Origin of the sequence: Sulfurimonas sp. (genome assembly GCF_041563495.1) — a bacterium.
Classification (GTDB): Bacteria; Campylobacterota; Campylobacteria; order Campylobacterales; family Sulfurimonadaceae; genus Sulfurimonas.
Map to the genome: position 1 here is coordinate 186,032 of NZ_JBFFMZ010000003.1, position 23,683 is coordinate 209,714.

The window sequence follows — 23,683 nt, forward strand, 5'->3', positions numbered from 1 at the left end:
AAAGATAAAACAAGAGATTTTATCAATTTTTAGCTTCGGAGAAACTACAAGGATGTAGTTTCGAGAATGAGTTAATAAATCTGCTTAGTAAACAGCTCTCAATTTGTTTGTAAAAAATGATTCGCTTCTTTTATGTATGTCACGGTTGCAACTTGTAAAAAGAACTCTCTAGCAGCTTCTACATCTATTATCTTGTCCATCTCACCAAGATATACTTCTATTTTAACACCTTTGTCTACAAGCTTTTGTAACTCTTCTAAATCCCATTCATAGTTCAGTAATTCGTCAAGCTCTTCTTTGCTCGTATTTCTATGTTCTACTATCTTTTTCTCATACGGCTCAAAACATGAATTCATAAACTGATTCATATATGCTCTTTCATTTTTTGAATACGCTAGAATCTGCATTCTTTTAAACTTTGAATCTTTGGTTTGAAAAAAAGCCGGAGAGATAAGCTGCAAAGTATCGACTCTTTTTAAAGATGCCAGCTGTTGCCTTACATTGTCAAATGCTTTAATAGCTCCGTAACTAAAACCGGACACTGTGTAATCTGATTTTTTTAAATACTCGTCAAAAAGATACTCTTCTCTTGCGAGAGAGAAACCGCTAAAGAAAAGCATCTATCTCTTTTTTAACATCTACTTTCGTGATGCTTTCTCTTTCGTTTAAAATCTTTTCTACCGCTTGTATCGGTGCAATCATAGATTCCAAAAGTGATTTTGTCTCAGCATATAATCTACTCATTAAAATGCTGTTTTCTTCCTCCAAAGATATTAATGATGAGCCCATTCCATAATCTTGAAGCATCTTTGTCACCAGTTCTTTTGCCTCATCTAAATCGACTTTTGCACTGCTTGCATGCTCACCATACTTTATGTTGGATGCAACCATCCCTGCAAGAAGCATTTTAACCCTTGATTCCAATTCGTGTTTGATAAGCGGTTCATCGGTACTAGGGGTAAGTTTCTCATTTGATAACATCAACTTCTCAAAAGGCAAGTCAAAATAAGTGGCCATAATAGCTTTTGCGGCCTGGTAGGTCACACGGTACTCTTTTTGTTCGTCACTGAGCATCTGCAGTTTTTTCTTACCAAACATAACCTTGTCTTTCACCTGGTGGAAGTGTTCTATGTTTACTTGAAAATCATTTTGTCTAAGGGCCAGAAGTGCTGCTTCATTTACAAGTGCAGCTAAAGAAGCACCGTTGAAACCGACTGTCATATTTGCCACTGCCATTACGTCTAAATCATGCGGAATCTTGTTTAGATACTTCTCTAAAATGGAAGCTCTTTCCCTCTTTGTAGGGAGTTCTACAAAGATTCTTCTGTCAAATCTGCCCGCACGAAGAAGTGCCGAATCAAGCACATCTATTTTGTTTGTCGCAGCTACAACTATTACTCCGCTTTGGCTCTCAAAACCGTCCATCTCTGTTAAAAGCTGATTTAGAGTAGCTTCACGTTCATCATTTCTTTGACCATCTCTTTTTTTACCTACTGCATCTATCTCATCGATAAAGATTATAGAAGGTGCATTATTTTTAGCAGCATGGAAGAGTTCATGAACTCTCTTTGCACCCATTCCTACATATATCTGAACAAACGAAGCGCCGCTTTGATAAAAAAACGGAACTCCTGCTTCATGAGCTACTGCCTTTGCAATCATAGTCTTTCCGACGCCAGGAGGTCCGACCAAAAGCACTCCGCGCGGCAGTCTTGCTCCAAAACTTTTATAACGTTTTGGATTTCTCATAAAGTCTATAATCTCTTCTAGTTCAATTTTGACATCGCTTATACCGCCGATGTCGTTAAATGTAACATCGCTTTTAATAGCCTCGACAGGAGTGTTTTGAAACATATCAGCTTTAGATCCGGATTGCATACCGTCACCCTCGTAGATAGGTGAGCGTTTCTGCCACCATCTAAGAAGAAGTGTTCCAATACCTAAAAACAATACTCCAAATAAGATATAGACAATAACGCTGGAACCTGATTCAACTTCTACTTTATAGTTTAAAAACATTTTGGGAGTGACTTGAGAAGAAGCTATTTTGTAAAAATCATGTTCGGTTTTCAAGTAGACATAATCTTTTGTTACGGTAACACTTTTTACAGCATGGTTATCAAGTATTTTTTTGGCTTCGTAGAGAGTAATATCTGAAGCGTTGTCTCTAAGTATCGCAAAAAGGACTAAAGCTATTATTATAAATGCAGAAACATAGAGCAGGACTCTATTTGTTTTAGAGTTTGGCATGATTGAATTCTCCTCTAACTTCATATTTGTCTATATTTATCCAGTTACCCAAAAGGTCTTCGTCTGATTCAACTACAATCTTGTTGAAATGCTGATCATGTCCGATATAAAGTGAATCTTTTTGACTCTCCAGCAAAACTTCAAGTTCGCCGCCAAAAGCCTTTCTAAAATCAAAGTTTTTCTCTTTGATGATTGCTTCGAGCTCATGCAAACGCTCTTTTGCCACTTTACCGTTTACTTCAGGCTTGAGAGTTGCCGATGGTGTTCCATCACGCTTAGAGTATGTAAAAGCATGCAGATGCGTTAGCTGTAAATCTCTTACATTTTGCATGGCTTCATCCCATAATTCCTGTGTTTCTCCCGGATGCCCTGTAATAAAATCTGTTCCTATTGCAAAACCGCGAGAAGCCAAAAATTCAAACAGCTCTCTATCTTGCTTATATACGTTTCTTCTGTTCATGATTTTAAGCATCTGAGGCGACGTATGTTGAAGTGCGATGTGCAGATGCTTCTCAAGCCAAGGCTCTCCGAGTATCTCTTTAAACTCATCAGTGATTTGGATAGGTTCCACACTTCCGAGTCTAATACGTCGGACACCGCGGATCTGCGAGATTCTTTTCATAAGCGCAGCGACAGAACTTCCCGTTTTTTGTCCATAACTGCCGACATTTGTACCTGTTAAGATAAACTCTCCAAAACCGTTTATGGCAAGTCTGCTAATCTGCTCTAAGATGCGTCCTTCATCCATACTTCTTGCATCACCGCGTACAAAGGGTATGATGCAGTAAGAACAGCGAAAATTACATCCTTCTTGAATCTTTATAAATGCTCTACTCTTTCCTACAAAATCATCTACGACAGCTTCATCTATGTGGTTTAAATCGCCTGGATCGTAAAATGGTTTCTCAGCAGATAACAGAGAATCTATCTTTAATTTTTCACTCTGTCCAAAGACACCGTGGACTCTCCCGGATGCCAAAAGACTCTCACCCTTGGTATGCGCCCCGCAGCCTGTCAAGAATACTTTGGCATTCATTGTTTTTTCAACATGTGAAAGATATGTGCGCACATGAGAATCGGCCCCGTTTGTAACCGTACATGAGTTTATGACTACTGCATCTGCTTCAGCTTCGTTTTGAGTAATCTCATAATCTTTTAAAGCACTCATCATGACTTGAGAGTCATAAAGGTTTGTTCTACAGCCAAAAGTCTTAAAATATACCTTCTTCTTCAACTATACAACCTCATTGGTATCAAAAGGAGGCTCTTTTCTCTCATCTTGAATATGTAGCTTTTGAGTTGGGTACGCGATAGTGATATCATCTTCGGCGTTAAAGGCATCTATGATTTCAACAGAGATAACACTTCTTAAAGTAAGTGTTGCATATGCATTTGTCAAATACCATGAATCAATAGATATACCGTTAGGCTCTATAAACGAAAAGATCCTCGGCTCGACATTTGTATTTTTAAGACTGTACTGATTTCTAAGTTTGTTTAACTGTTTTCTCGTGATATCAGTATAACCTTTAGAGTATTTTTTCACTATCTCTTTAGCTAGATGCATCGCTTTTTTATGGTTTGAATCAAATGAGATTGTTACATGAACGCCGTCCCAGACTGTTTTTAGTGAAGAGTGCGTATAGTTAGCTATCATATGCGTAAAGACATAGTTGTTAGGGACAAATATGATTCTTCCCGCCCTTCTGTTTTGTGTGATTGCCGTTAAAGTAATATCTTCAAGTATTGTCATACGAAGCAGTGAGATATCCATAACATCACCTACATACTTCATACCTCCCATATCGACTCTTATCCTGTCACCGACATGGATACTTCCGCCGATAACGATAACAAGCCATCCAAGAATACTCATAAACCAGTCTTTCATGGCAATCGCAATACCCGCAGATGCAAAACCTAAAATGGTTACAAGATAACTCGCATTTTCAATATAGTTAAAAAATACGATTAAAATAATAAGTGTAACATTGATAAATGTGATGATTTTATTTGCCATATAAAATCGTTCATTATCGGTAATATACTTCTTAACAAATAGTTTAAGCAGAAAAAATATAAGAAATACAACAAGGACGACTACACCGATTTTGGCAAGCTTAATTATTTGTACTTCAATATCTTTGTTGACGTTTATCTCTAAAATCTCTAATCTTTTTTGATAAACCTCCGCAGTTACTTCCATTGTCTCTAAAGCTGTTTCAAACCTCTCAAGCTGTTTTAACTTTGCTTCTGCATCTTTTGCATACTCTTCTTTTACATCAAGAGTTGCTATCTCTTTGTAGATATTTATCTCTTTTTGCAAAAGAGATATCAACTCGGTCAGTTCATTCTTTCTAACGATGTATTCATTATAATCCGCATCCAGCGTTTTAATAAGAGAAATACCCGTAAATATATCAAACGGATTAGTTATGCTGGGTTTATCCTCAATATTTGGAGGAGTGATTATTTTAGAAAAGGGAGCACTGTCTTTTTCTTTTAGTTTTTCTATCTGCGAAGCTAAAATCTTCTCTTTTGATATCAAGGCATTAAGCTCATCTTGCTGGCTTAAAGTTTTTACTCTTTTTTTCTGAAGATACTTTATGCGTTTTTTGATTTTTTGTAAAGCATCTCTAACATCCAAAGATGTCAAATAAGATGCATAACTCTTCGTCCACACTTTTTCTTTTGATATCTCATCTTCAATACTTTTAAGCATTTTTAGATGTTCTGATATTCTCTGAACCCTTTGTTTTTCTTTTTCAAGTTCAAGATTTTTAAGTTCTTCTTTGCTTAAAGTTGCTTTATTTTCTACTTGAACACCACTGACTTGTGCATATAGCACAGATGCAAGCAGTAAAAATAAAAGTACTATTTTTCTCATTTATGCATCTCCGAATTTCTCTAAAACAGAGACGATTAGTTCCATATCAACACTGTCTGTAATGCTTACGTCGCCTATTCCTACCGGTATGATAAATGTTATATTGCTGTCAGAACTCTTTTTATCCAAGAAGAATGCTTCATAAAAGCTGTTGCTGTTTTGAACATTGTATGCCGTGGGAAGATCATATTTTTCCAAAAGAGTTTTGACTCTTAAGGCTTCATCTTTACTCATCAACCCCATACTCACAGCTGTTTCGTTTGCCATAACCATACCAATAGCTACAGCCTCACCATGAAGATATTTTTTATATTTAGTCTCATTCTCGATAACATGACCAAAAGTATGCCCGTAGTTTAGAGCAGCTCTTAAACCATGCTCTTTTTCATCTTTAGCTACTACGTCTGCTTTTGTCTGGACAGCTTGTTTTATTCCTTCTTGAAGTACCTCAGGATTACCCAAATCGGCACTTTCTAAAAACTCAAAAAACTCTTTGTTGAAAGTAACTGCCATTTTAACTATTTCAGCTACACCTGCACCAAACTCACGGGAAGGAAGAGTTGTTAAGAAGTAAGGGTCAATATATACGGCTTTTGGTTGATGAAAAGCTCCTACGAGGTTTTTACCGTATGAGTTATTCATACCTGTTTTCCCGCCGACACTTGCATCTACCTGAGAAAGAAGCGTAGTAGGTATCTGGATAAAATCAATACCTCTTTGATAGATGCTCGCAGCATAGCCGGTCATATCACCTATAACACCTCCGCCAAAAGCTATCAGCATAGACTTGCGGTTAAAACGATGGTTAAACAGAGAATCTAAAATAGTATTTATGCTCTCTTGATTTTTATACTCTTCCCCATCCGGTATCGTGATTATATAAAGCTCTTTTGCACTTATTTTACTTAGAAGGTATGAAAGATGCAAACCGGCTACTTTAGGGTTTGTAACTATGGCCACTTTAGTGTCAAAATGAGTTTTAGGAAGTGAGTCTATTGTTATGTCATAAGAGTTGTCAACGACTTTTTTCAGGGGAATATTTACTTGCATTATCTATCCAGAATATTTAATTAATTAATTGAATATATAATACTTAAAAAAGAGTAAAAGAAAGCTAAATCGTACCTCTACAGCTGAACCGGTATAAAGATTTGGTGATAATCATCAAGCTTATAATAAAGTTTTTCACTATCAGTTGATAAAAAAGAATATATTCGTCTTTTTGTAAGTTTATAAGTAAATGGCAGGATATGTATAAAATTATCTTTTTGTCTAAGTGTTCTGATTGGATTTTGACTCTCTTTCATCACCTTAATACTTTTAGAAAAGATGGTTGCAAGATTGTAATAATGTTCAATGACCTGTTCTTTCGCTTCTTGATGTTCGTTCAAATAGTTGTAAATTTCCAGGTTAAAGCCCATCTGCTCAGAGATATCAAATATAGTAGTAGATATTTTTTCCAGATCACGATTATCACTCAGTATGAGAGCGGCATCTTTGACACTTGAAAAAGACCTGTCTGAGAGTTTTAATACAGGTACATGTGACTCATAAAGTGTTTTTCTTATGTCATAATCCGTAAACATTTCCGAAGAGACTATTACTAATCCTACATGATAAACTTTGATATCACTAAAAAAAGTATTTTTCAGATCTTGAGATTTGTATTCTATGTCAACTATTACACTACTGTTTCTGAACTCTTTTATGTATTGAAGTGTTTCTATGTCTCTTGGATTTACAATTTTGATTATAAGACTGTGTTTAAACTTTTTATGCGCAAAAACAGCTCTTCGTATCAACTCTTTTATTGTCGATAAATTAACTACATTCATATCAACGTAAAGATAAAGATTTGATCCAAAAGGCTCAGGGAACTGCCCAAGCTCACGCTTAATCGCACGATAGACCGACTTTAGAACTGCAGGTTCACCGACTAGAACAAGCATATCGTTTGGCTGAATCATTCTTCTGCGGGATGGCATCAATAATTTTCTGTTTCTGTATATGGCAACGATGCGCCAGTTTTTCTGTTCAATAACACCAATATGTCTGTAAACAAACGAACTTCCAAACGGAACTAAAACTTCCATTATCTCACCCTCGCCTATACCGACATTTTGGGCTATTACAGGAACATTGGGGAGATAGTCTAAAAGTCTCGAAGCTAAAATTTCATTTGTATTGACTAAAACTACATTTGGGTCTTCATTTTCTAAATCCCAGTTGTTTAAAACAATGACACGAAGATGCTTTTTTACCATCTTGATATTTTTGATGGTATTTTCGACATCTTGCTGGTCATCCATAGCAATAATGACTTGAACAAATTCCATTTTAAGCAGATTGGAGAGTTTATAAAAGCTTGTTGAATCAAATTCATAAAACTTAAAACGTGCCGGATTTGCATCTTTATACTCTTTAGCTTTTGATTGAACTACATAGTAAATATTCTCACTTGTATAAGTCTCAATAACTCTTTGTATAAAATGCTCGCCTGCATCACCGTCACTAATAATTAGAATTTTTTTCAAATTGCACTCTGCTCTTTTAAGATTTTCATCATTATATCATTTTTCAAGTTGACTTAACTTATATCGGTTTTAGCTCTTTACACAAGGCTAAAAATTCTTCTCCATATCTCTCATACTTAACCTCTCCGACACCGTTTACACTTAACATCTCATCTCTGTTTTGCGGTAATTTTTGAGAAAATTCTATTAGTGTTTTATCTGAAAAAACTATATATGCTGGTATTTCATTTTTTAAAGCGATCTCAGCTCTTAATGTTCTAAACTTCTCAAACAGCTCATCATTAACACAATCGGGTTTCTCTTTTTTACTAACTTTAGTTTTAACATCCATTTTATGCTTATCGATATCTACAGAAACTTTTTTCTGTAAGATCTGGACACCGAAATTTTTGAGTTTTATCGCTCTGAATTCACCTATCTCAATGGCTTCGAGTTCAAAAAGTCTATCTGCAACAGCATTCCATGCATCTTTGCTTACATCTTCACCAATACCGTAAACGGAGAGCTTGTCATGTCCAAATTGCAAAATCTTTTGGGCTTTGGAACCTCTTAAGACATCTATAACATGTACCAACCCGAATTTTTGATCGCATCTGTAGATGCAAGAGAGCAGTTTCATAGAATGAAGCGTAATATCTGTTTTTTCTACATCACCTCTTTTACAGTTGTCGCAGATGTCATCACAAGCCTCTATCTCATCATCAAAATACTGCGCTATGAGCTTATGTCTGCACTCACTTGAGTTTGAGTAACTATACATCTTTTTAAGTTTGTTATAAAGCAGCTCTTTATATTCAAGATTTTCTATATCATCTATAAAAGATCGCATCTTAATGTCATCAGACTTTGTATAAAGAAGCAGAGTCTGCGCGGCTACGCCGTCTCGACCAGCTCTACCAATCTCTTGGTAATAGTTTTCCATAGTCTTTGGCATACTCATATGAGCTACAAAACGAATATTGCTCTTATCTATGCCCATACCGAATGCTATTGTCGCGACAACAATATCTATCTCTTCGTATATAAAATCTCTATAGACTCTCTCTCTAACCGGATTACTAAGTCCTGCATGATATGCATCTGCTTTGAAGCCTTTGGTTTTTAAAAACCCTGAAATAGTCTCAACATCTTTTCGGCTAAAGGCATAGACAATCCCGCACTTTCCACCTTGTTTAGATATAAAATTCAGAAGTTGAGAGCGCCCGTTGCCTACTCTTTGCTCTACAGAAATGTTAAGATTGTCTCTAAGTGTTTTTCCTCTAAGCTGTAAGGGATTATCCAAGTTTAAAGTACGAACTATGTCTTCTTGAACTTTATGTGTTGCCGTTGCAGTAAAAGCCGCTATATTGATATCTGGAAACATCTGTTTGAGTTGTGAGAGGTTTCTGTAATCAGCCCTGAACTCATGTCCCCATTCACTTACACAGTGAGCTTCATCTATGACAAAAAAGTTTATTTTTACTCTTTTAAGCAATTGTATAAAACCATTTGCGCTGAATCTCTCCGGTGCGATATAAAGCAGTTTTATATCATTTTCAAGCAGTCTTGAAGTTATTTCTTGTATCTCTTGAAAATCTTGAGATGAGTTAATCATCTCTGCCTTTATAGAAGAGTTTTTAAGAGCATTTACCTGATCTTGCATTAAAGCGATAAGAGGAGAGATGACAACAGTCACACCATCCATCATAAGTGAGGGCAACTGATAACACAAAGATTTTCCACGACCCGTAGGTAATATGGTAATCAAATCTCTTGAGTCTAAGATAGCATCTACGGCTTCTTCTTGTGATTGTCGAAAACTATCATGTCCAAACGTAGTTTTTAATAAGTTGTTTTTAATCATAAATAAATTTAAAACTATTACTTTATGGATGCTTTAGTATTTTCAATCCACATCTCTTTTTTAGCTTTTACCCATTTTCTGTTTATAAAGTGACCTGTAATCTTTATCCAATTTGTAGTTTTTTTGGTTGATGTAAAAGAAGTTTTTTCAGTCCACGAATCTATCTGTCTTCCGTTTGGTGCATCATAAATAAAAGCATCTGCTATTAGATGAAATGTAGCTGCTTTAGTAGTTTGAACTATTTCTTCTATACGAGTATTTTCTTTTGGCATTAGTTTTGGAAAAGGATTGTCATCTTCGTTTTTTAGACAAATCTCAACTGTTTTTTGCTTTTTCGTGCTCTTTTTTTTTGGTTTATTGAGCTTGTTTTTCAAAGCTAATATCTCTTTGTCTTTGATTTTTAAAAGTTTTTTATATTTTCCAATAGTTTTACTATAATTTGATGAAGATTCGTTCAAGTGATCTATTTTGGCATTTAAAAGAACGTTTTTTTGTCTTTGTTCTTTTAATAATTTTCTATAATTTTCAATTTCCGAGTCATCTTTTTTCAGAGTTACAATATTTGCTTTGAGAACTTCTTTGTCTTTTAAACTCTTTTGACACTCTTCATAATCGATACGAAGTTTAGTGATATCTTCTATAATTGATTCTATTCTTTTCATCTCATCTGAATGCAGAAATGAGATTAACAATAATATAATAAAAAGAGCTTTCATACTATTTTTTCCTCACTAATTTAACACCCATTTCAACATGATGAGTATACGGAAACTGATCAAATAGGGACATATCCACAACTTCATGCGTTTTACATAATATATCCAAATCCCTCACTAATGTTTCAGGGTTGCATGAAATATACAATATATGTTCGTGTCTTGCTGCAAATCTACAAGAAGCTTCATCCATACCGCTTCTTGGAGGGTCGACAAAAATACTCTTTATATCGTATGATTTAATATCTACCTCGTTCATCCGACGAAACTCTCTAGTTCCATCGAGAGCTTCAACAAACTCTTCGACACTCATGCGCACAAACTCTATGTTTGACACATCATTTAAAAGCATATTCTCTTTAGCCGCGTTTATGGAAGGTTTGGAAATCTCAGTTGCTAAGACTTTATTGAATTTTTTTGCAAACGGTATAGTAAAGTTACCTGCTCCGCAATAGAGTTCAAGCAAATCTCCATCTGTATTTTCCATACTTTTTAAAGCCCACGAAATCATCTGCTCATTGACTTTGGAGTTTGGCTGAGTAAAACTGTTTTCTATATACTTAAACCTATATACTTCTTCATTTATGTTTAAACTCTCAGTAATATAGTCCTGTCCGACAACAAGCTTTTGCTTACGGCTTCGTCCTATGACATAGATGCCAAGTTCTTTTGCTATCTCTGTAGCTTTTTCTTGCCACTGCTCATCTAACTTACGGTGATAGATGAGTGAAACAACGATTTCACCGCTACTTGAGCTTAAAAAATCTGCTCCAAAAAGTTTAAAACCAATCTCTTTATCTTTTATGGCTATGAGAAGTTTTGGCATAAGAGTATGTATAAATTCATTTACCTGAGGACAATCATCAACTAAGACCACGCCTTTATGCTCAAGATGATTCATACCATAATAAAGTTCATCTTCTTTATGCCAGACCTTAAACTCGCTTCTTGAACGATAATGAGATTCAGGTGATTTAAAAACTGAAATATCTTTTTTATAAAAAGGTAAAAATCTATCTCTGTTTAATTTTAATTTCTCATTAAGCTGTGCTTCATAGCCATCTTCATAGATTCTACAAGCACCGCATTCTCCAAAATATTTACAATCCATATTTTATATATCCTACTTTATTGTTGCGATAAGGTTGCCGATTATCAAGTTCCAGCCATCTATAAGGACAAATACCAGAATCTTAAAGGGCAGAGATATCATAACCGGAGGAAGCATCATCATACCCATAGACATTAATATAGATGCAACGACCATATCAATAACCAAAAATGGTAAAAATATCAAAAAGCCTATCTCAAATGCGGTTTTTAGCTCACTTATTACAAATGACGGGATAATGATAGATAGAGGAACATCAGCGATTGTTGCCGGATTTTCCATATTTCTTATTCTAAAAAAAAGTGCCAGATCTTTTTCTCTGGTATTTCTTATCATAAAGTTTTTAAAAGGCAGAGCAGTCTTGTCAAAGGCTTCTTCATAACCGATTTTTTCCTCTATGTAAGGCTTAATGCCGTCATCGTACGCTTTTTGCCCAATCGGTTCCATGACAAAGAAAGTCAAAATCATTGCAAGCATTACAAGAAGTTGTGTCGGCGGTACTTGTTGAGTTCCAAGAGCTTGCCTTAAAAAACCAAACACTATGACAAAACGAGTAAATGTTGTCATAACAAGTATCATACTCGGAGCTAAAAAAAGTAAGGTTAAACCGACTAAAACATTAAGTGAACTTACTAGTTGTTGTGGAGTATCCGGAGCTGCAAGGTTGAAGTTCATAGTGGGAATAGCTACAGCTTCCGCTCCCAAAATAGAAGCAAAAGCTAAGAGTAAAACAATTAATCTCAGCATTACTTAGGTGTTACCTTATCTAAAACAGAACGTTTAATTTTTGCTTCATCATCTGTCTTAGTTCCATAAAAATGCAACTCAACTCTACGATTTTTTTCTCGTCCCGCCTCAGTAACATTTGTCGCCAACGGTTTAAACTCGGCAAAACCTGCAGCATTGATTCTTTTTGGATCAACGCCGTCAAGTAAAAGCTCTTGAAGCACTGATATAGCTCTGGCAGAAGAGAGCTCCCAGTTATCTTTAAAGACACTGTTCTTTCCAGGTCCCTGATTATCCGTGTGTCCTTGGACACTTACCTGCATACTATTTGGCAGTTCTTCTACAATCAAAGCCACACGTTTAAGAAAGAGTATGGCATCTTCATTTTCTATAGTCGCACTTCCAGATTTAAACAAAAGTGAAGCCGGAAGTTCTATAACAAAACCTTCCTGTGCTTCTTCTACTGAAATGGCAGGTCCATGTCCCTTTTCCATCATCTCATTTGCATCTATGACTGCCTGCGCAACTCTATTGACTGCTTCGGCTGTTTCATCCTGAGCTTCAATAGGAGTTGATTCCTGTATTCTCTGTTTTGAGATCTCTGTCTTTGTTCCGCCTTCTAAAACACTCATCGCACCGGAGAGTGAACCGATGGCTTCTGAAATCTTTTTAGCATCCATGCTCGACATAGATAGGAGCAAAACGAAGAAACATAATAGAAGAGACATCAAGTCCCCAAATGCAGCAAGCCAAGCGGGTAGACATGTTTCACAATCCGGACATTTATTTTTTTTAGCCATTAGCAATGTCCATTATTAATCAAATTGGCTCACACGGTCTTTAGGAGCTAAATAAGCTAATAATTTAGCTTCTAATACTCTTGGAGCGTCCCCTGATTGAATAGACATAATTCCAGATAAAATCATCTCTTTTATTAAAGTCTCTTCATTATTTCTAATATTTAAAATATTAAATATCGGTGTACCTACAACATTTCCGATTATTGCACCGTACATAGTCGTAAGTAAGGCAACCGCCATTGATGGTCCAATTGCCGACGGATCTGCCATGTTTAAAAGCATTGCAACTAGACCTATAAGTGTACCGACCATACCCATAGCACCTGCAAGTCCTGCCCAGTTGCCAAAGATGGAACTGTTAATTTTATGACGAGTACTCGTCTGTTCCATATCTATTTCCAAAAGATCACGGATAGTATCTGGTTCACTGCCGTCAATCGCCATTGAAAGACCCTTTTTCAAAAACTCATTGGGTTCGGCATTAACTTCTGATTCTAAGGCCAAGATACCGTCTTTTCTAGCTTTTGTAGCAAAATCAACAAGCTTTTTAATCAACTCCACTTCATCTTCTACAGTAGGTTTAACAGCTACCATAAAAACTTTTACAAAGTTTTTCATTTGTGATGGTTTGAAAGATATCATCAACGAACCGATACTACCACCAATAACAATTAAAACAGATGGAATATCGATATATGCACCAATACCAACACCCATTGACATAGCACCGAGTAAAAGAGCCATAACAAGAACTATACCAACAACCGTACCTAAATCCATTCAAATACCTTACGACTAAATATTGAGCTTATAATACCACAAAAAATATTATACACTTATCATAAACAAAGAAAATTATTGAATTATGAATATTAAAACAGTACAATTACACAAATATTAAGGGAAGACCACATATGCTAGAACTTTTATACAAACAACCAAAAAGAAATGCTTATGTCATCATAATAGTTCTGGCTTTTTTTTCCGCTATATACAACGCTTTTTTACCGCTTCACGGAGATGAAGCATATTATTGGATGTGGAGTCATCATCTTCAGACAGGATACTACGATCACCCTCCTTTTATAGCATATATGATCTACCTTACAAACTTTATATCCCAAGCTGAATGGGGAGTAAGACTTGTAAATGTATTTTCAATGAGCATCTCGGCTTTGTACATATTTAAATTAGCATCTGAGATGTTCAATGAAAAAATAGCACTAAACGCCTTGCTCATATTTTCGAGCATCATACTTGTACATGCAGGCTACATCATTACAACTCCTGATTCTCCGCTTATTTTATTTTCATCTATAGCTCTTTATTATTCATACAGAGCCATATTTTATGGAAAAACAATAGACTACGCAGTTACGGGCATTGCACTTGGACTTATGATGCTCAGCAAATACACTGCTATTTTATTTGTATTTACACTGCTTGTATTCATAATTTTAAAAAGACGGGATATTCTCTTAAATGCAAACTTTTATCTGGCAATAATACTATCTCTTATCGTTATATCACCTATGCTCTGGTGGAACTACCAAAATGACTGGATTAGTTTTGCTTTTCAACTGGGTCATGGTTCAACAGATACATATGAAATAGATATAGATTTGTTTTTTGAGTTCTTAGGTGGTCAGTTTGGAGCATTTTCTCCAATATTTACCGGTGTTTTATTTTACTTTTTACTTAGAGACAAATTATATTACAAAAATGACAAACTATTTTTTTTAACCCTTAGTACAATAGTAATTTTGTTTTTTTTCTTTTATAAAAGTTTTTTTACAAGAATGGAACTAAACTATACAGCACCGGCCTATATCTCAGGAGCAATATTAACCGCTTATATTTTTGAGCATTACAAACTTGTAAAGACTTTTAAAATGGGACTTGTCATAGCTATAATAATTACTCTTTTAGGTCGCTTTGCTTTTTTGTTTTATCTAGAAATAGTTCAAGATAGGATGCATGGAAACAGAGAAGCTGTGCAACTTTTACAGACTCATACAAAAAGAGGCGATAGTTTTTACGGTGATCATTTAACAATCGCTGCATATATAAAATACTATTTAGATGGTCATCCTGATACAGATTTAGCAGTTCCAAGCAGGTTTTCTCAGTATGACATGTGGCGAAAAAAGGGATATTTAAAAGATGGATTAGTCTTAACAAGAGATCCTGAATTTAAAAATTTAAAACTTAAATATAATGATGTTAAACTTATAGATAGTATTACGGTTAAAAAAGGTATTACTAAAACAAAAACTCTATATATCTACAGAGTTGCCGATGTCAAATAAAATATTAATACTATTTTAGATAAAATCACATTAATTTAAAATACGGCAAAATATGAAAAATATGATAAAATTGATTATAACTATTGTTATGTTTTACTTTCTATTTCAATATGTAGATTTTAAAAATCTCATATCCATACTTGCCAAAAGCCACGGCGGAACAATCCTTATAGCCCTGCTCTTTCAACTTGGAAGTACATATGTCGCAGCATACAGATGGCGTCTTATTATGGACCTGTTGGTTTTTAAGGAAAAAATTTCTTACTATGTCAAAAGCTACTTTAAAGCGGCTTTTTTCAACCAAGTCCTGCCAAGCAGTATCGGCGGAGATGCTGTTCGTATTATAGATCTTACCCAAAAAGGTTATGGCAAAAAAGACTCTTTTTACGGTATTTTTGTAGACAGGGTTGTAGGTCTTGTCGGTCTTTTAGTATTAAACCTTATCGCAACAATCATTTTTTTCGGTACATTTGACAAAGACTTTTCACTTCTTATCATACTCATTACACTTGCCGGAATTATAGGGTTCACAATTCTTTTTCATCTTGAAAAAATCAAGTTTTTGGCAAAGTACAAGGGTCTCGACCTTTTTCATAGACTGGCTAGAAGATTAAACAGACTCTATGCGGACAGAACACTTTTATACAAACACATTGCTATATCTGTGGGAGTACATCTTTTAACAGTTCTCTCTCTTTACGCTCTTGCTCTTAGTATTGATTTTCACATGTCGTTTCAAACCTTTCTTATAGCTATTCCGCCTGTATTTCTACTTACTATCGTTCCTATCTCCCTCGCAGGATGGGGAATCAGAGAAGGTGCTATGGTAGGTATTTTTATGCTCGTAGGTGCTGATGAGACTAAGGTTCTGGCTATGAGTATACTTTATGGTCTCTTACTTATGATAGCATCTATACCTGGTTCGTACTTCTGGGTAAAAAGTAAACGTGCGACTTAAACATTTAAACAACTTAAAGGAATTATGATTATATGAATGTAGATACAATGAGAAATATCGACCACTATGCAGGTGTGCCGCTAACATTTTTAGGTACTATTATTAAAAAAACTGTAGATTTTTTCATGCCTCCTAAAAAAATAAAACCTAAAAATGTACTGCTGATAGAACTCTCAGAGATGGGTAGCGCAATCATAGTTGACCCTGCTATGAGAAAACTAAAGGCAAATATCGAAGGTGAGCTATTTTTTGTAATCTTTTCTAAGAACAAAGTAAGTCTGCAACTTCTTGAGACTGTAAAAGAAAAAAACATCTATACTATTGATGAGAGTTCGATTTTCAATCTTGCTACGAGTGCTTTAGGATTTTTAAACTGGTGTCGTAAAAACAAGATAGACTCGGTAATAGATTTAGAACTTTTTTCTCGTTTTACTGCACTTTTAACTGCAACTTGTGGAGCTGTAAACCGTGTAGGTTTTCATGCATTTCACAACGAGGGACTTTACAGAGGTGATTTTTTGACCAAAAAAGTCTCTTACAACGCTCATCAGCACATTGCAAAAAACTTTATATCTTTAGTTGATGCTCTTTTAAGCGAAAAACAAGAGCTTCCATTCACAAAAAGAATCATTCCAGATGATGAGATAGTAATTGCAAAAGCCGTCATCAGTGATGAAGAGCAAAAAGATGTTTTAGCTGTAATAACTGATATGTATGAAGGTTTTGACAAAGACAAAAATCCTGTTATTCTAGTAAATTCTAACGCATCTGACCTGCTTCCTCAAAGAAGATGGGACAAAGAGAACTACGGTGATGTCATCAAACTTATTTTAGACTACAACCAAGATGCAGTCATCTTACTAACAGGTGCTCCAGCCGAAAAAGAAGGTGCTCAGATGCTAGCTGATTATGTCGGCAGTAAGAGATGTATTAACTTTGCAGGTGCTGTTAAGTTCTTACAGCTTCCCGCTCTTTACAGTGTGAGTAAGTTTATGCTTACAAACGATTCTGGACCGGCTCACTTTGCATCTATTACAGATATGCACACTTTTGTTCTTTTTGGACCTGAGACTCCTGCACTTTACTCTTCACTCGGACCAACTACTCCTATCTATGCAGGAATGGCATGTAGCCCTTGTGTAAGTGCTTCAAACCATAGAAAAACACCGTGTACCGACAACCAATGTATACAAATCATTACTCCTGAGTGGGTATTTAACACTCTAAAACCAAAGCTTGATGAACTTAGCAAGTAAACAACACCAAAACTTTTTATATTTTATAAGCTTTGTAGCCGTTTTACGGCTCACTCTTGCCCCTTTTGTCGGGCTTGGTGTTGATGAGGCTCATTATGTGCTCTATGCACTGAACTTAGACCTGAGTTACTTTGACCATCCTCCTTTGGTGGGCTGGATTCAGTATATTTTTACTTCTATATTTGGTACTGACGAATTCGGTGCAAGAGTTGCTGCAATCATCATAGGATTTATCACTTCTATTTTCATATATAAACTAATATACGATATCAATAAAAATGCAAATGAAGCATTTGTTGCTGTTTTGGCACTTCATGCCTCTTTTTTATTTAATGCTCTGTTTTTGATGCTGATGCCTGATACACTATTGTTTTTACTCATTCTTCCTATTATTTTTACGGTTATAGAGATTGAGAAAAGCAACAAGCTCTCTACATGGATTCTGCTTGGTGTTCTTTTAGGTCTTGCAGGTCTTTCAAAATACACAGCAGTTTTGTTCATATTTCCTATAATCATCTATGTTCTTATGAAAAAAAGATACGACCTTCTTTATACGCCAAAGATCATTCCTTCTATTTTCATTGCCTTTATCATAATACTTCCCGTCATTATATGGAACATTCAAAATGATTGGTCAAGTTTTGCTTATCAAAGTGCTCATGTCGTGGGAAGCAACACCATCAACTGGAGCGGTTTTGCAAGTTCTATAGGCGCTCAAGCAGGAGCTTATAATCCTTTTCTGGTTCCACTCGCTTTTTATGGTCTTTACAAAGCCCTCAGAAGCCAAAACTCCACCATCTTTTTAACGGCCCTCTTTGGTCTGGTGATGATTGCGTTTTTTACATACGCATCTCTGTATAAGACTGCCCTGCCTCACTGGTCGGCTCTTTTTTATATGCTTTTTATTCCTCTTGGTACATTTTACATGCTCAAAATATCTAAGAAATATCTAAAATTTGCCATCGGTTTTGGACTGATTTTAAGTGCCATAGCCTACGCAGAATTGGGTTTCAAGTTTATTCCTCTACCGGAGTATCAGTCACTTCATCGCGATATCTACGGCTGGGACAAAATCATGTCAAAAGCGAACGAGCAGATTACAGATGCCTCCGCACAAGCCGTAGCCGTTACAAACTGGACTCTTGCATCCCGTGCCATCTACTATAACCGAAATTATGACTCAAATGTTTATCTCATAGACGACAGAGAGGATCAGTTTGATGTCTGGGAAAAAGAAAAACCGTTAGGTAAAGATCTGGTTGTCATAAACACACATTTTTTTAAAAAAGATGTAGAAAAATATATGAAATGTTCTAAAGTAATTAATCATGGTGAGTTTGATATAATGTTAAACAATTCGAAGGTAAATACCATACAACTGATTAGATGTAAAAACTACCAAGGTCTTAGATGATTTTCTCAAAAAAAGCATACATAGCTTACTCGTTGACTATGATAACTCTTATAATAATGTCATACTTCACTCTAGATGAACGTGTAGCTCACCTCTTTTTGTCTGATGTAAAGACTTACGAACCCATAGGTGATTTTATCAGCATATTCGGTGAATCACACTGGTATATAGGAACTGCCATTTTAGGTTTTCTGTTTTTCAAGTTTTACAAAAAAAATGAGCTTTATAAGCAGAGATTTCTTTTTTTACTATACATAAATCTTTTCTCCGGATTAATCAGTCTAGTCTTAAAACACATGTTTGGACGTATCAGACCGTGGGGTCTTAGAAACGGCAATGATGATTATGGATTTTTGCTTTTTCAAAACTGGGATATGGGTTTTATAGAAAAAATGAAGTATCACTTTACAACATTAGCAGATGCTCCGACCACATATACGTCATTTCCATCGGGGCATACAACCACGGTTTTTTCCATATTTACTTACCTTGTTATTTTGTTTCCAAGATATATATACTTATGGTTGGTTCTTGCAATTGTAATATCTTGCAGCAGACTGCTTGCAAATGACCATTTTGTAAGTGATCTTTTAGCAGGTATAATTATAGGTACGATTTCTACTATGTTTTTATACTCTAAGTTAAGGAAAAAAATTGAAAATATTTCTTAAAAAAACACTTCTTGTTTTATTAGTTATTGCCTCAATATACGGGCTTGGAAGACTGGGTGTAGTGACTTATGACAGTTATGTATTTGTTCCCAGAGAACCGTATGCCGTCATGCAGACTCAAAACTCAATAACTCTTAAATGGCAGACTCCAGAGTTTGAAGTAGGTAAAGTGGAGTACGGTTTTTTTTCTGATACCATAGACAAAGAAATCAACGATACAAAAAAAACAAAAAAACATTCTATAACTATCTCAAACTTAAACGAGTGTACAAAATACTACTACAAAGTCTCATCAGGTTCTCTAAAAATAGACAATGAAAACAGAAGCTTTAAAACACTGTGTAAAAATTCTGACAATCAGAAAATCTGGGTAATCGGCGATAGCGGAAAACACGGTAAAGACCAGACAAAAGTCTATGAGCAGATGCTAAAATATATAGACAACGACTTTAGCAAACTTGATATGTGGGTTCTTCTTGGCGACAACGCTTACAGAAGCGGAACTCAAAAGCAGTATAACAAAACCCTTTTTGAGCCCTACAAAGAGCTTATAAAAAGATTTGTTCCTTGGGCTGTAAGAGGAAATCATGATGCAAGAAGATGGGCTTTTTACAATATCTGGAATTTTCCAAAAAATGCTGAAAGCGGCGGAGTGGCAAGTGGCAGTGAGCACTTCTATTCAATAGATAACGGAAATCTGCACCTAGTTATGCTTGACAGTGAGATAATAAGAGTAGACGCAAACAGTGATATGGTTACATGGCTCAAAAAAGATTTGCATGCAAACAAAAAACCTTGGGTCATAGTCGTACTTCATACACCGCCATACACAGACGGAGGTCACAATTCAGACAGTGATTACGACAGTGTAGGGAAGATGAAAAAAGTACGTGAAAACCTTGTGCCAATCTTTGACAAGTATGGAGTTGACTTAGTTTTAAGCGGACATTCACATGATTATGAACGCTCAAAACTCATAATCAACCATACAGGCAAAAGCAATACTTTTAGCGAAGAAAATGTTGTTCAAAACTCAAAATTCTCTTACACAAAACCTTTAAAGCCAACTAAAGACAGCGGAACAGTCTATCAAGTATGCGGTTCATCGGCAAAACTTGACCGTGCTGATTTAAAACACCCTGCACTGCCTTTTAGTTTTGAGATGATGGGTTCTGTTATGTTAGAGATCACACCTACGACTCTAAATTCAAAATTCATAAGTATTGATGGCAAAATTATGGACGAGTTTACAATAAAAAAAGAAAAGACTTCAGATCAAGGTAAAAAATGAATAAAGACAAAATAAGTATAGTTATCCTAGCCGCGGGAAAAGGCTCTCGTATGAAATCTCCAAAGGCGAAAGTTCTTCACAGCATCTGCGGAAAACCTATGCTTTACCATATAATCAAAGCTTCTTTGGAAATATCTGATGACATCACGGTAGTTGTAGCTCACCAAAAAGATGCAGTAATGGAGCTGATGAGTTCTTTCTTTGACAATTTACATTTTGTAGTCCAAGATGCCGACAACTTTCCCGGAACAGGCGGAGCTATGATGGGGGTGAAACCTAAGAACGAAAAAGTATTAGTTCTAAACGGTGATATGCCTCTTATAACTTCATATGCACTGCAAGGTTTCATAAATACAAATTCTGACATTATCATGTCCATCTTTGATTTGGAAAATCCTGATGGTTATGGTCGTGTTATCATAGATGCCGGTCAGGTTAAAAGAATAGTTGAGCAAAAAGATGCATCTGCTTATGAGCTAAAAGTGACAACTGTAAATGCCGGCATCTACGCCTTTTCAAAAGGAGTTTTGGAAAAATACATTCCACTCCTTAGTAACAACAATGCTCAAGAAGAGTATTATCTTACCGACATCATCTCAATGGCAAGAGCAGACGGCTTAATCATTTCTCCGCTTTTGGTAGATGAAGAAAAGTTCAAAGGTGTAAACTCTAAAAAAGACCTCTCTGACGCTGAAGTCATCATGCAAAACAAAATAAAAATACACTGGATGAATGCAGGTGTCATCATGCAGCTTCCTTCGACTATCTACATCGAAGAAGGAGTTACTTTTGAGGGCGAATGTATTGTTGAAAACGGCTGTCGCCTGACTGGTAACACACTTATAGCAAACTCACATATCAAAGCAGGAAGTGTTGTTGAAGACTCTATCGTTAAAAACTCGGATGTAGGTCCGCTAGCGCATCTTCGTCCTGCTTCATACCTAGAAGAGACTCATGTAGGAAACTTTGTAGAGGTTAAAAAGAGTTCACTAAAAGGTGTAAAAGCCGGGCATCTCAGCTACATTGGAGATGCGCAAATCGACGAAGGCACAAACATCGGTGCTGGTGTTATCACCTGCAACTATGACGGTATTAAAAAGTACCAGACTATCATCGGCAAAAATGTTTTTGTCGGAAGTGATTCTCAGCTAATCGCACCTGTTCAAATCGAAGATGATGTTATGATAGCAGCAGGCACTACACTCACTAGCGGAAAAGTAGAGAAAGGTTCATTGGCTATTGGTAGAACAAAGCTTAGAACTATTAAAGATTTTTATTATAAATTTTTTAAAAAATAGCTAAAAAATAAAATAATTTTATTATTGTTCACAAAAGAATCATAAGTTTTTCAACTATTTGAAATAATTAAGGTAAAATACATTTTTAAATTCTACAGAAATAAATTATCTTAAATAGGAACATAAATGAATAATTCTACATTACGAAATGTAGCTCTTTCAAACCTATGGCAATTAGTTTTATTTGCTTTAGGTCTTGCAATTGAGAGCTACCTTTTTGGCTTTTCAGTAGTCGTCATCACGATAACACTCTTTCATGTTGCATTGGCATTATATCTTCGTTCACAACTCTTAGTTGTTAAAACTTCAGTTGAAGGCGTAACAGAATCAATGGAAAAAGTAAGTCATGGAGACTTTGATATTCAAGCTCCCATTATAGGCAAAGGCGAAATATTTGAACTTGGTCAAGAGTTCAACTCTATGCTTAGGCAGTTAAAACATTATATGAACGAGACTATAAAAGCTATCCATGTTGCTGAAGATACTCATAAATCTTACTATGCAAATACTGACGGGCTAAACAGCACACTAAAAGATGCCGCTGAAACTATAAACAACTCTGTTAAAGTCATAGAAGCAGGATATAAAGCGCAAATTAGAGGTAACTTTACTGAAAAGCTTCATGACCTTGGCGGTGGTATTTCTCACGGTCTGACAGTCATACAGCAAAATCTTTTGAACAACTCAGAAGAAGTAAATAAAATCTCTCAAATGTCTAATAAAACTTCAGAAGAGGCAAATAACTCTCTAGAGTCTATGCAAAGCGTATTGGAGCTCTTTAACAGCCTAACTGAAAAAGTATCTGATACAAACCAAAACATCAATTCTCTGTCTGAAAGATCAAATGAGATTTCTGCTATTGCCGACATCATCAAAGATATTGCGGAACAGACAAACCTTCTTGCACTTAACGCTGCCATTGAAGCGGCTCGTGCGGGTGAACACGGACGCGGTTTTGCAGTTGTTGCAGATGAAGTCAGAAAACTTGCTGAACGTACGCAAAAATCAACTCAAGAAATTTCCGTGACTATTCAGACTCTTCAACAAGAGACTCAGGAAATTCAGTCAAATGCGGAAGATATGTCAGGCATAGCGAACAATGCAACTCGTACTATTGATGAGTTTGCAAATACTTTGGGAGTCTTTCAGTCAAATGCGCAAAGCTCTGCCGAATATGCAGGATTTATCCGTGATTCACTATTTATGGTACTTGTAAAAATTGACCATATCCTCTTTAAGTCAAACGCATATACGTCTGTTATTGCCCAAAAAGCATCAGCATCGTTTGGAGACCATAGAGGTTGTCGTCTTGGTAAATGGTACGTAAGCGAAGGAAAAGAGAGATACGGCCATACAACTAATTATCCACTTGTTGATAAACCGCATGCTCTTGTACATGACAATGTACTTAAAAACATAAAACTTGTAGAAAACAACTCTGTATTTGAAGCACACAATGAAGACACAATCATCGAAAACTTCAGGGCTATGGAAGAAGCAAGTGACCACTTATTTACTATTTTAGACAACGTAGTAGATGAACTTGACCCTACTAACAAAAAAAGGGATTAATAGCATATTGAAGTGAGTTTAGCTATTATGTTCTAATTAATCTTGTT

At 35.7% G+C, this 23,683-nt stretch carries 19 protein-coding genes and 3 pseudogenes; 10 read left to right on the forward strand and 12 right to left on the reverse strand.

Annotated features, from left to right (window positions below):
- Nucleotides 1-98: 98 nt before the first annotated feature.
- The 12 genes from bioV to ABYK18_RS04490 form a co-directional block, all read right to left on the reverse strand.
- A complete protein-coding gene (gene bioV / locus ABYK18_RS04435; RefSeq protein WP_373035445.1) occupies nucleotides 99-620 on the reverse strand; it encodes a pimelyl-ACP methyl ester esterase BioV in 522 nt (173 codons plus the stop codon).
- Nucleotides 607-2,250 carry an AAA family ATPase gene (locus ABYK18_RS04440; protein ID WP_373035446.1) on the reverse strand — a complete coding sequence of 548 codons (1,644 nt, stop codon included), beginning with the start codon at nucleotides 2,248-2,250 and terminating at the stop codon, nucleotides 607-609. The genes bioV and ABYK18_RS04440 overlap by 14 nt, the downstream gene beginning before the upstream one ends.
- Nucleotides 2,237-3,484 carry a tRNA (N(6)-L-threonylcarbamoyladenosine(37)-C(2))-methylthiotransferase MtaB gene (gene mtaB / locus ABYK18_RS04445; protein WP_373035447.1) on the reverse strand — a complete coding sequence of 416 codons (1,248 nt, stop codon included), beginning with the start codon at nucleotides 3,482-3,484 and terminating at the stop codon, nucleotides 2,237-2,239. The genes ABYK18_RS04440 and mtaB overlap by 14 nt, the downstream gene beginning before the upstream one ends.
- Complete coding sequence (locus tag ABYK18_RS04450; RefSeq protein ID WP_373035448.1) at nucleotides 3,485-5,137, reverse strand: mechanosensitive ion channel domain-containing protein; 1,653 nt, start codon at nucleotides 5,135-5,137, stop codon at nucleotides 3,485-3,487.
- Nucleotides 5,138-6,187 carry a 3-dehydroquinate synthase gene (aroB, locus tag ABYK18_RS04455; RefSeq protein ID WP_373035449.1) on the reverse strand — a complete coding sequence of 350 codons (1,050 nt, stop codon included), beginning with the start codon at nucleotides 6,185-6,187 and terminating at the stop codon, nucleotides 5,138-5,140.
- A 77-nt stretch (nucleotides 6,188-6,264) separates the two neighbouring features.
- Complete coding sequence (locus ABYK18_RS04460; RefSeq protein ID WP_373035450.1) at nucleotides 6,265-7,671, reverse strand: COG3400 family protein; 1,407 nt, start codon at nucleotides 7,669-7,671, stop codon at nucleotides 6,265-6,267.
- Nucleotides 7,672-7,729: 58 nt separating this feature from the next.
- Nucleotides 7,730-9,514, reverse strand: a complete 1,785-nt coding sequence (gene recQ / locus ABYK18_RS04465) for a DNA helicase RecQ (RefSeq protein ID WP_373035451.1) — start codon at nucleotides 9,512-9,514, stop codon at nucleotides 7,730-7,732.
- A 17-nt stretch (nucleotides 9,515-9,531) separates the two neighbouring features.
- Complete coding sequence (locus tag ABYK18_RS04470; RefSeq protein ID WP_373035453.1) at nucleotides 9,532-10,230, reverse strand: hypothetical protein; 699 nt, start codon at nucleotides 10,228-10,230, stop codon at nucleotides 9,532-9,534.
- 1 nt (nucleotide 10,231) lies between these two features.
- The gene (trmA, locus tag ABYK18_RS04475; RefSeq protein ID WP_373035454.1) at nucleotides 10,232-11,341 is read right to left on the reverse strand and encodes a tRNA (uridine(54)-C5)-methyltransferase TrmA; all 1,110 of its coding nucleotides are present in this window, start codon (nucleotides 11,339-11,341) and stop codon (nucleotides 10,232-10,234) included.
- 12 nt (nucleotides 11,342-11,353) lie between these two features.
- Nucleotides 11,354-12,088 carry a flagellar type III secretion system pore protein FliP gene (gene fliP, locus ABYK18_RS04480; RefSeq protein WP_373035455.1) on the reverse strand — a complete coding sequence of 245 codons (735 nt, stop codon included), beginning with the start codon at nucleotides 12,086-12,088 and terminating at the stop codon, nucleotides 11,354-11,356.
- Nucleotides 12,088-12,867, reverse strand: coding sequence for an OmpA family protein (locus ABYK18_RS04485; protein WP_373035456.1), 780 nt, complete (start codon nucleotides 12,865-12,867; stop codon nucleotides 12,088-12,090). Before ABYK18_RS04485 ends, fliP begins: the two co-directional genes overlap by 1 nt.
- Before the next feature lie 15 nt (nucleotides 12,868-12,882).
- Nucleotides 12,883-13,647, reverse strand: a complete 765-nt coding sequence (locus ABYK18_RS04490) for a motility protein A (protein ID WP_373035457.1) — start codon at nucleotides 13,645-13,647, stop codon at nucleotides 12,883-12,885.
- A 134-nt stretch (nucleotides 13,648-13,781) separates the two neighbouring features.
- Between ABYK18_RS04490 and ABYK18_RS04495 the strand changes: the two genes are divergently transcribed.
- The 10 genes and pseudogenes from ABYK18_RS04495 to ABYK18_RS04540 all read left to right on the forward strand — a co-directional run.
- Nucleotides 13,782-15,176 (forward strand): ArnT family glycosyltransferase, encoded by a 1,395-nt coding sequence (locus ABYK18_RS04495; protein ID WP_373035458.1) that lies wholly within the window; start codon nucleotides 13,782-13,784, stop codon nucleotides 15,174-15,176.
- 52 nt (nucleotides 15,177-15,228) lie between these two features.
- Entirely contained in the window at nucleotides 15,229-16,134 is a 906-nt protein-coding gene (locus ABYK18_RS04500; RefSeq protein WP_373035459.1) for a lysylphosphatidylglycerol synthase transmembrane domain-containing protein, read from the forward strand.
- Nucleotides 16,135-16,166: 32 nt separating this feature from the next.
- Nucleotides 16,167-17,390 (forward strand): glycosyltransferase family 9 protein, encoded by a 1,224-nt coding sequence (locus ABYK18_RS04505; RefSeq protein WP_373035460.1) that lies wholly within the window; start codon nucleotides 16,167-16,169, stop codon nucleotides 17,388-17,390.
- Entirely contained in the window at nucleotides 17,374-18,804 is a 1,431-nt protein-coding gene (locus tag ABYK18_RS04510; protein ID WP_373035461.1) for a glycosyltransferase family 39 protein, read from the forward strand. The genes ABYK18_RS04505 and ABYK18_RS04510 overlap by 17 nt, the downstream gene beginning before the upstream one ends.
- On the forward strand, nucleotides 18,801-19,475 hold the full coding sequence (locus ABYK18_RS04515) for a phosphatase PAP2 family protein (protein ID WP_373035462.1): 675 nt from the start codon (nucleotides 18,801-18,803) through the stop codon (nucleotides 19,473-19,475). Before ABYK18_RS04510 ends, ABYK18_RS04515 begins: the two co-directional genes overlap by 4 nt.
- Nucleotides 19,459-20,766: a purple acid phosphatase family protein gene (locus ABYK18_RS04520; protein WP_373035463.1), complete on the forward strand. Its 1,308-nt coding sequence runs from the start codon at nucleotides 19,459-19,461 to the stop codon at nucleotides 20,764-20,766. Before ABYK18_RS04515 ends, ABYK18_RS04520 begins: the two co-directional genes overlap by 17 nt.
- Nucleotides 20,763-22,064: a bifunctional UDP-N-acetylglucosamine diphosphorylase/glucosamine-1-phosphate N-acetyltransferase GlmU gene (gene glmU, locus ABYK18_RS04525; protein ID WP_373035464.1), complete on the forward strand. Its 1,302-nt coding sequence runs from the start codon at nucleotides 20,763-20,765 to the stop codon at nucleotides 22,062-22,064. Before ABYK18_RS04520 ends, glmU begins: the two co-directional genes overlap by 4 nt.
- Before the next feature lie 126 nt (nucleotides 22,065-22,190).
- Nucleotides 22,191-22,490 (forward strand): annotated as a pseudogene (locus ABYK18_RS04530) (HAMP domain-containing protein); the annotation flags it as partial.
- Nucleotides 22,491-22,508: 18 nt separating this feature from the next.
- A pseudogene (locus tag ABYK18_RS04535) lies at nucleotides 22,509-23,189 on the forward strand (methyl-accepting chemotaxis protein); the annotation flags it as partial.
- A gap of 111 nt (nucleotides 23,190-23,300) precedes the next feature.
- Nucleotides 23,301-23,636 (forward strand): annotated as a pseudogene (locus ABYK18_RS04540) (CZB domain-containing protein); the annotation flags it as partial.
- Between the last annotated feature and the right edge of the window lie 47 nt (nucleotides 23,637-23,683).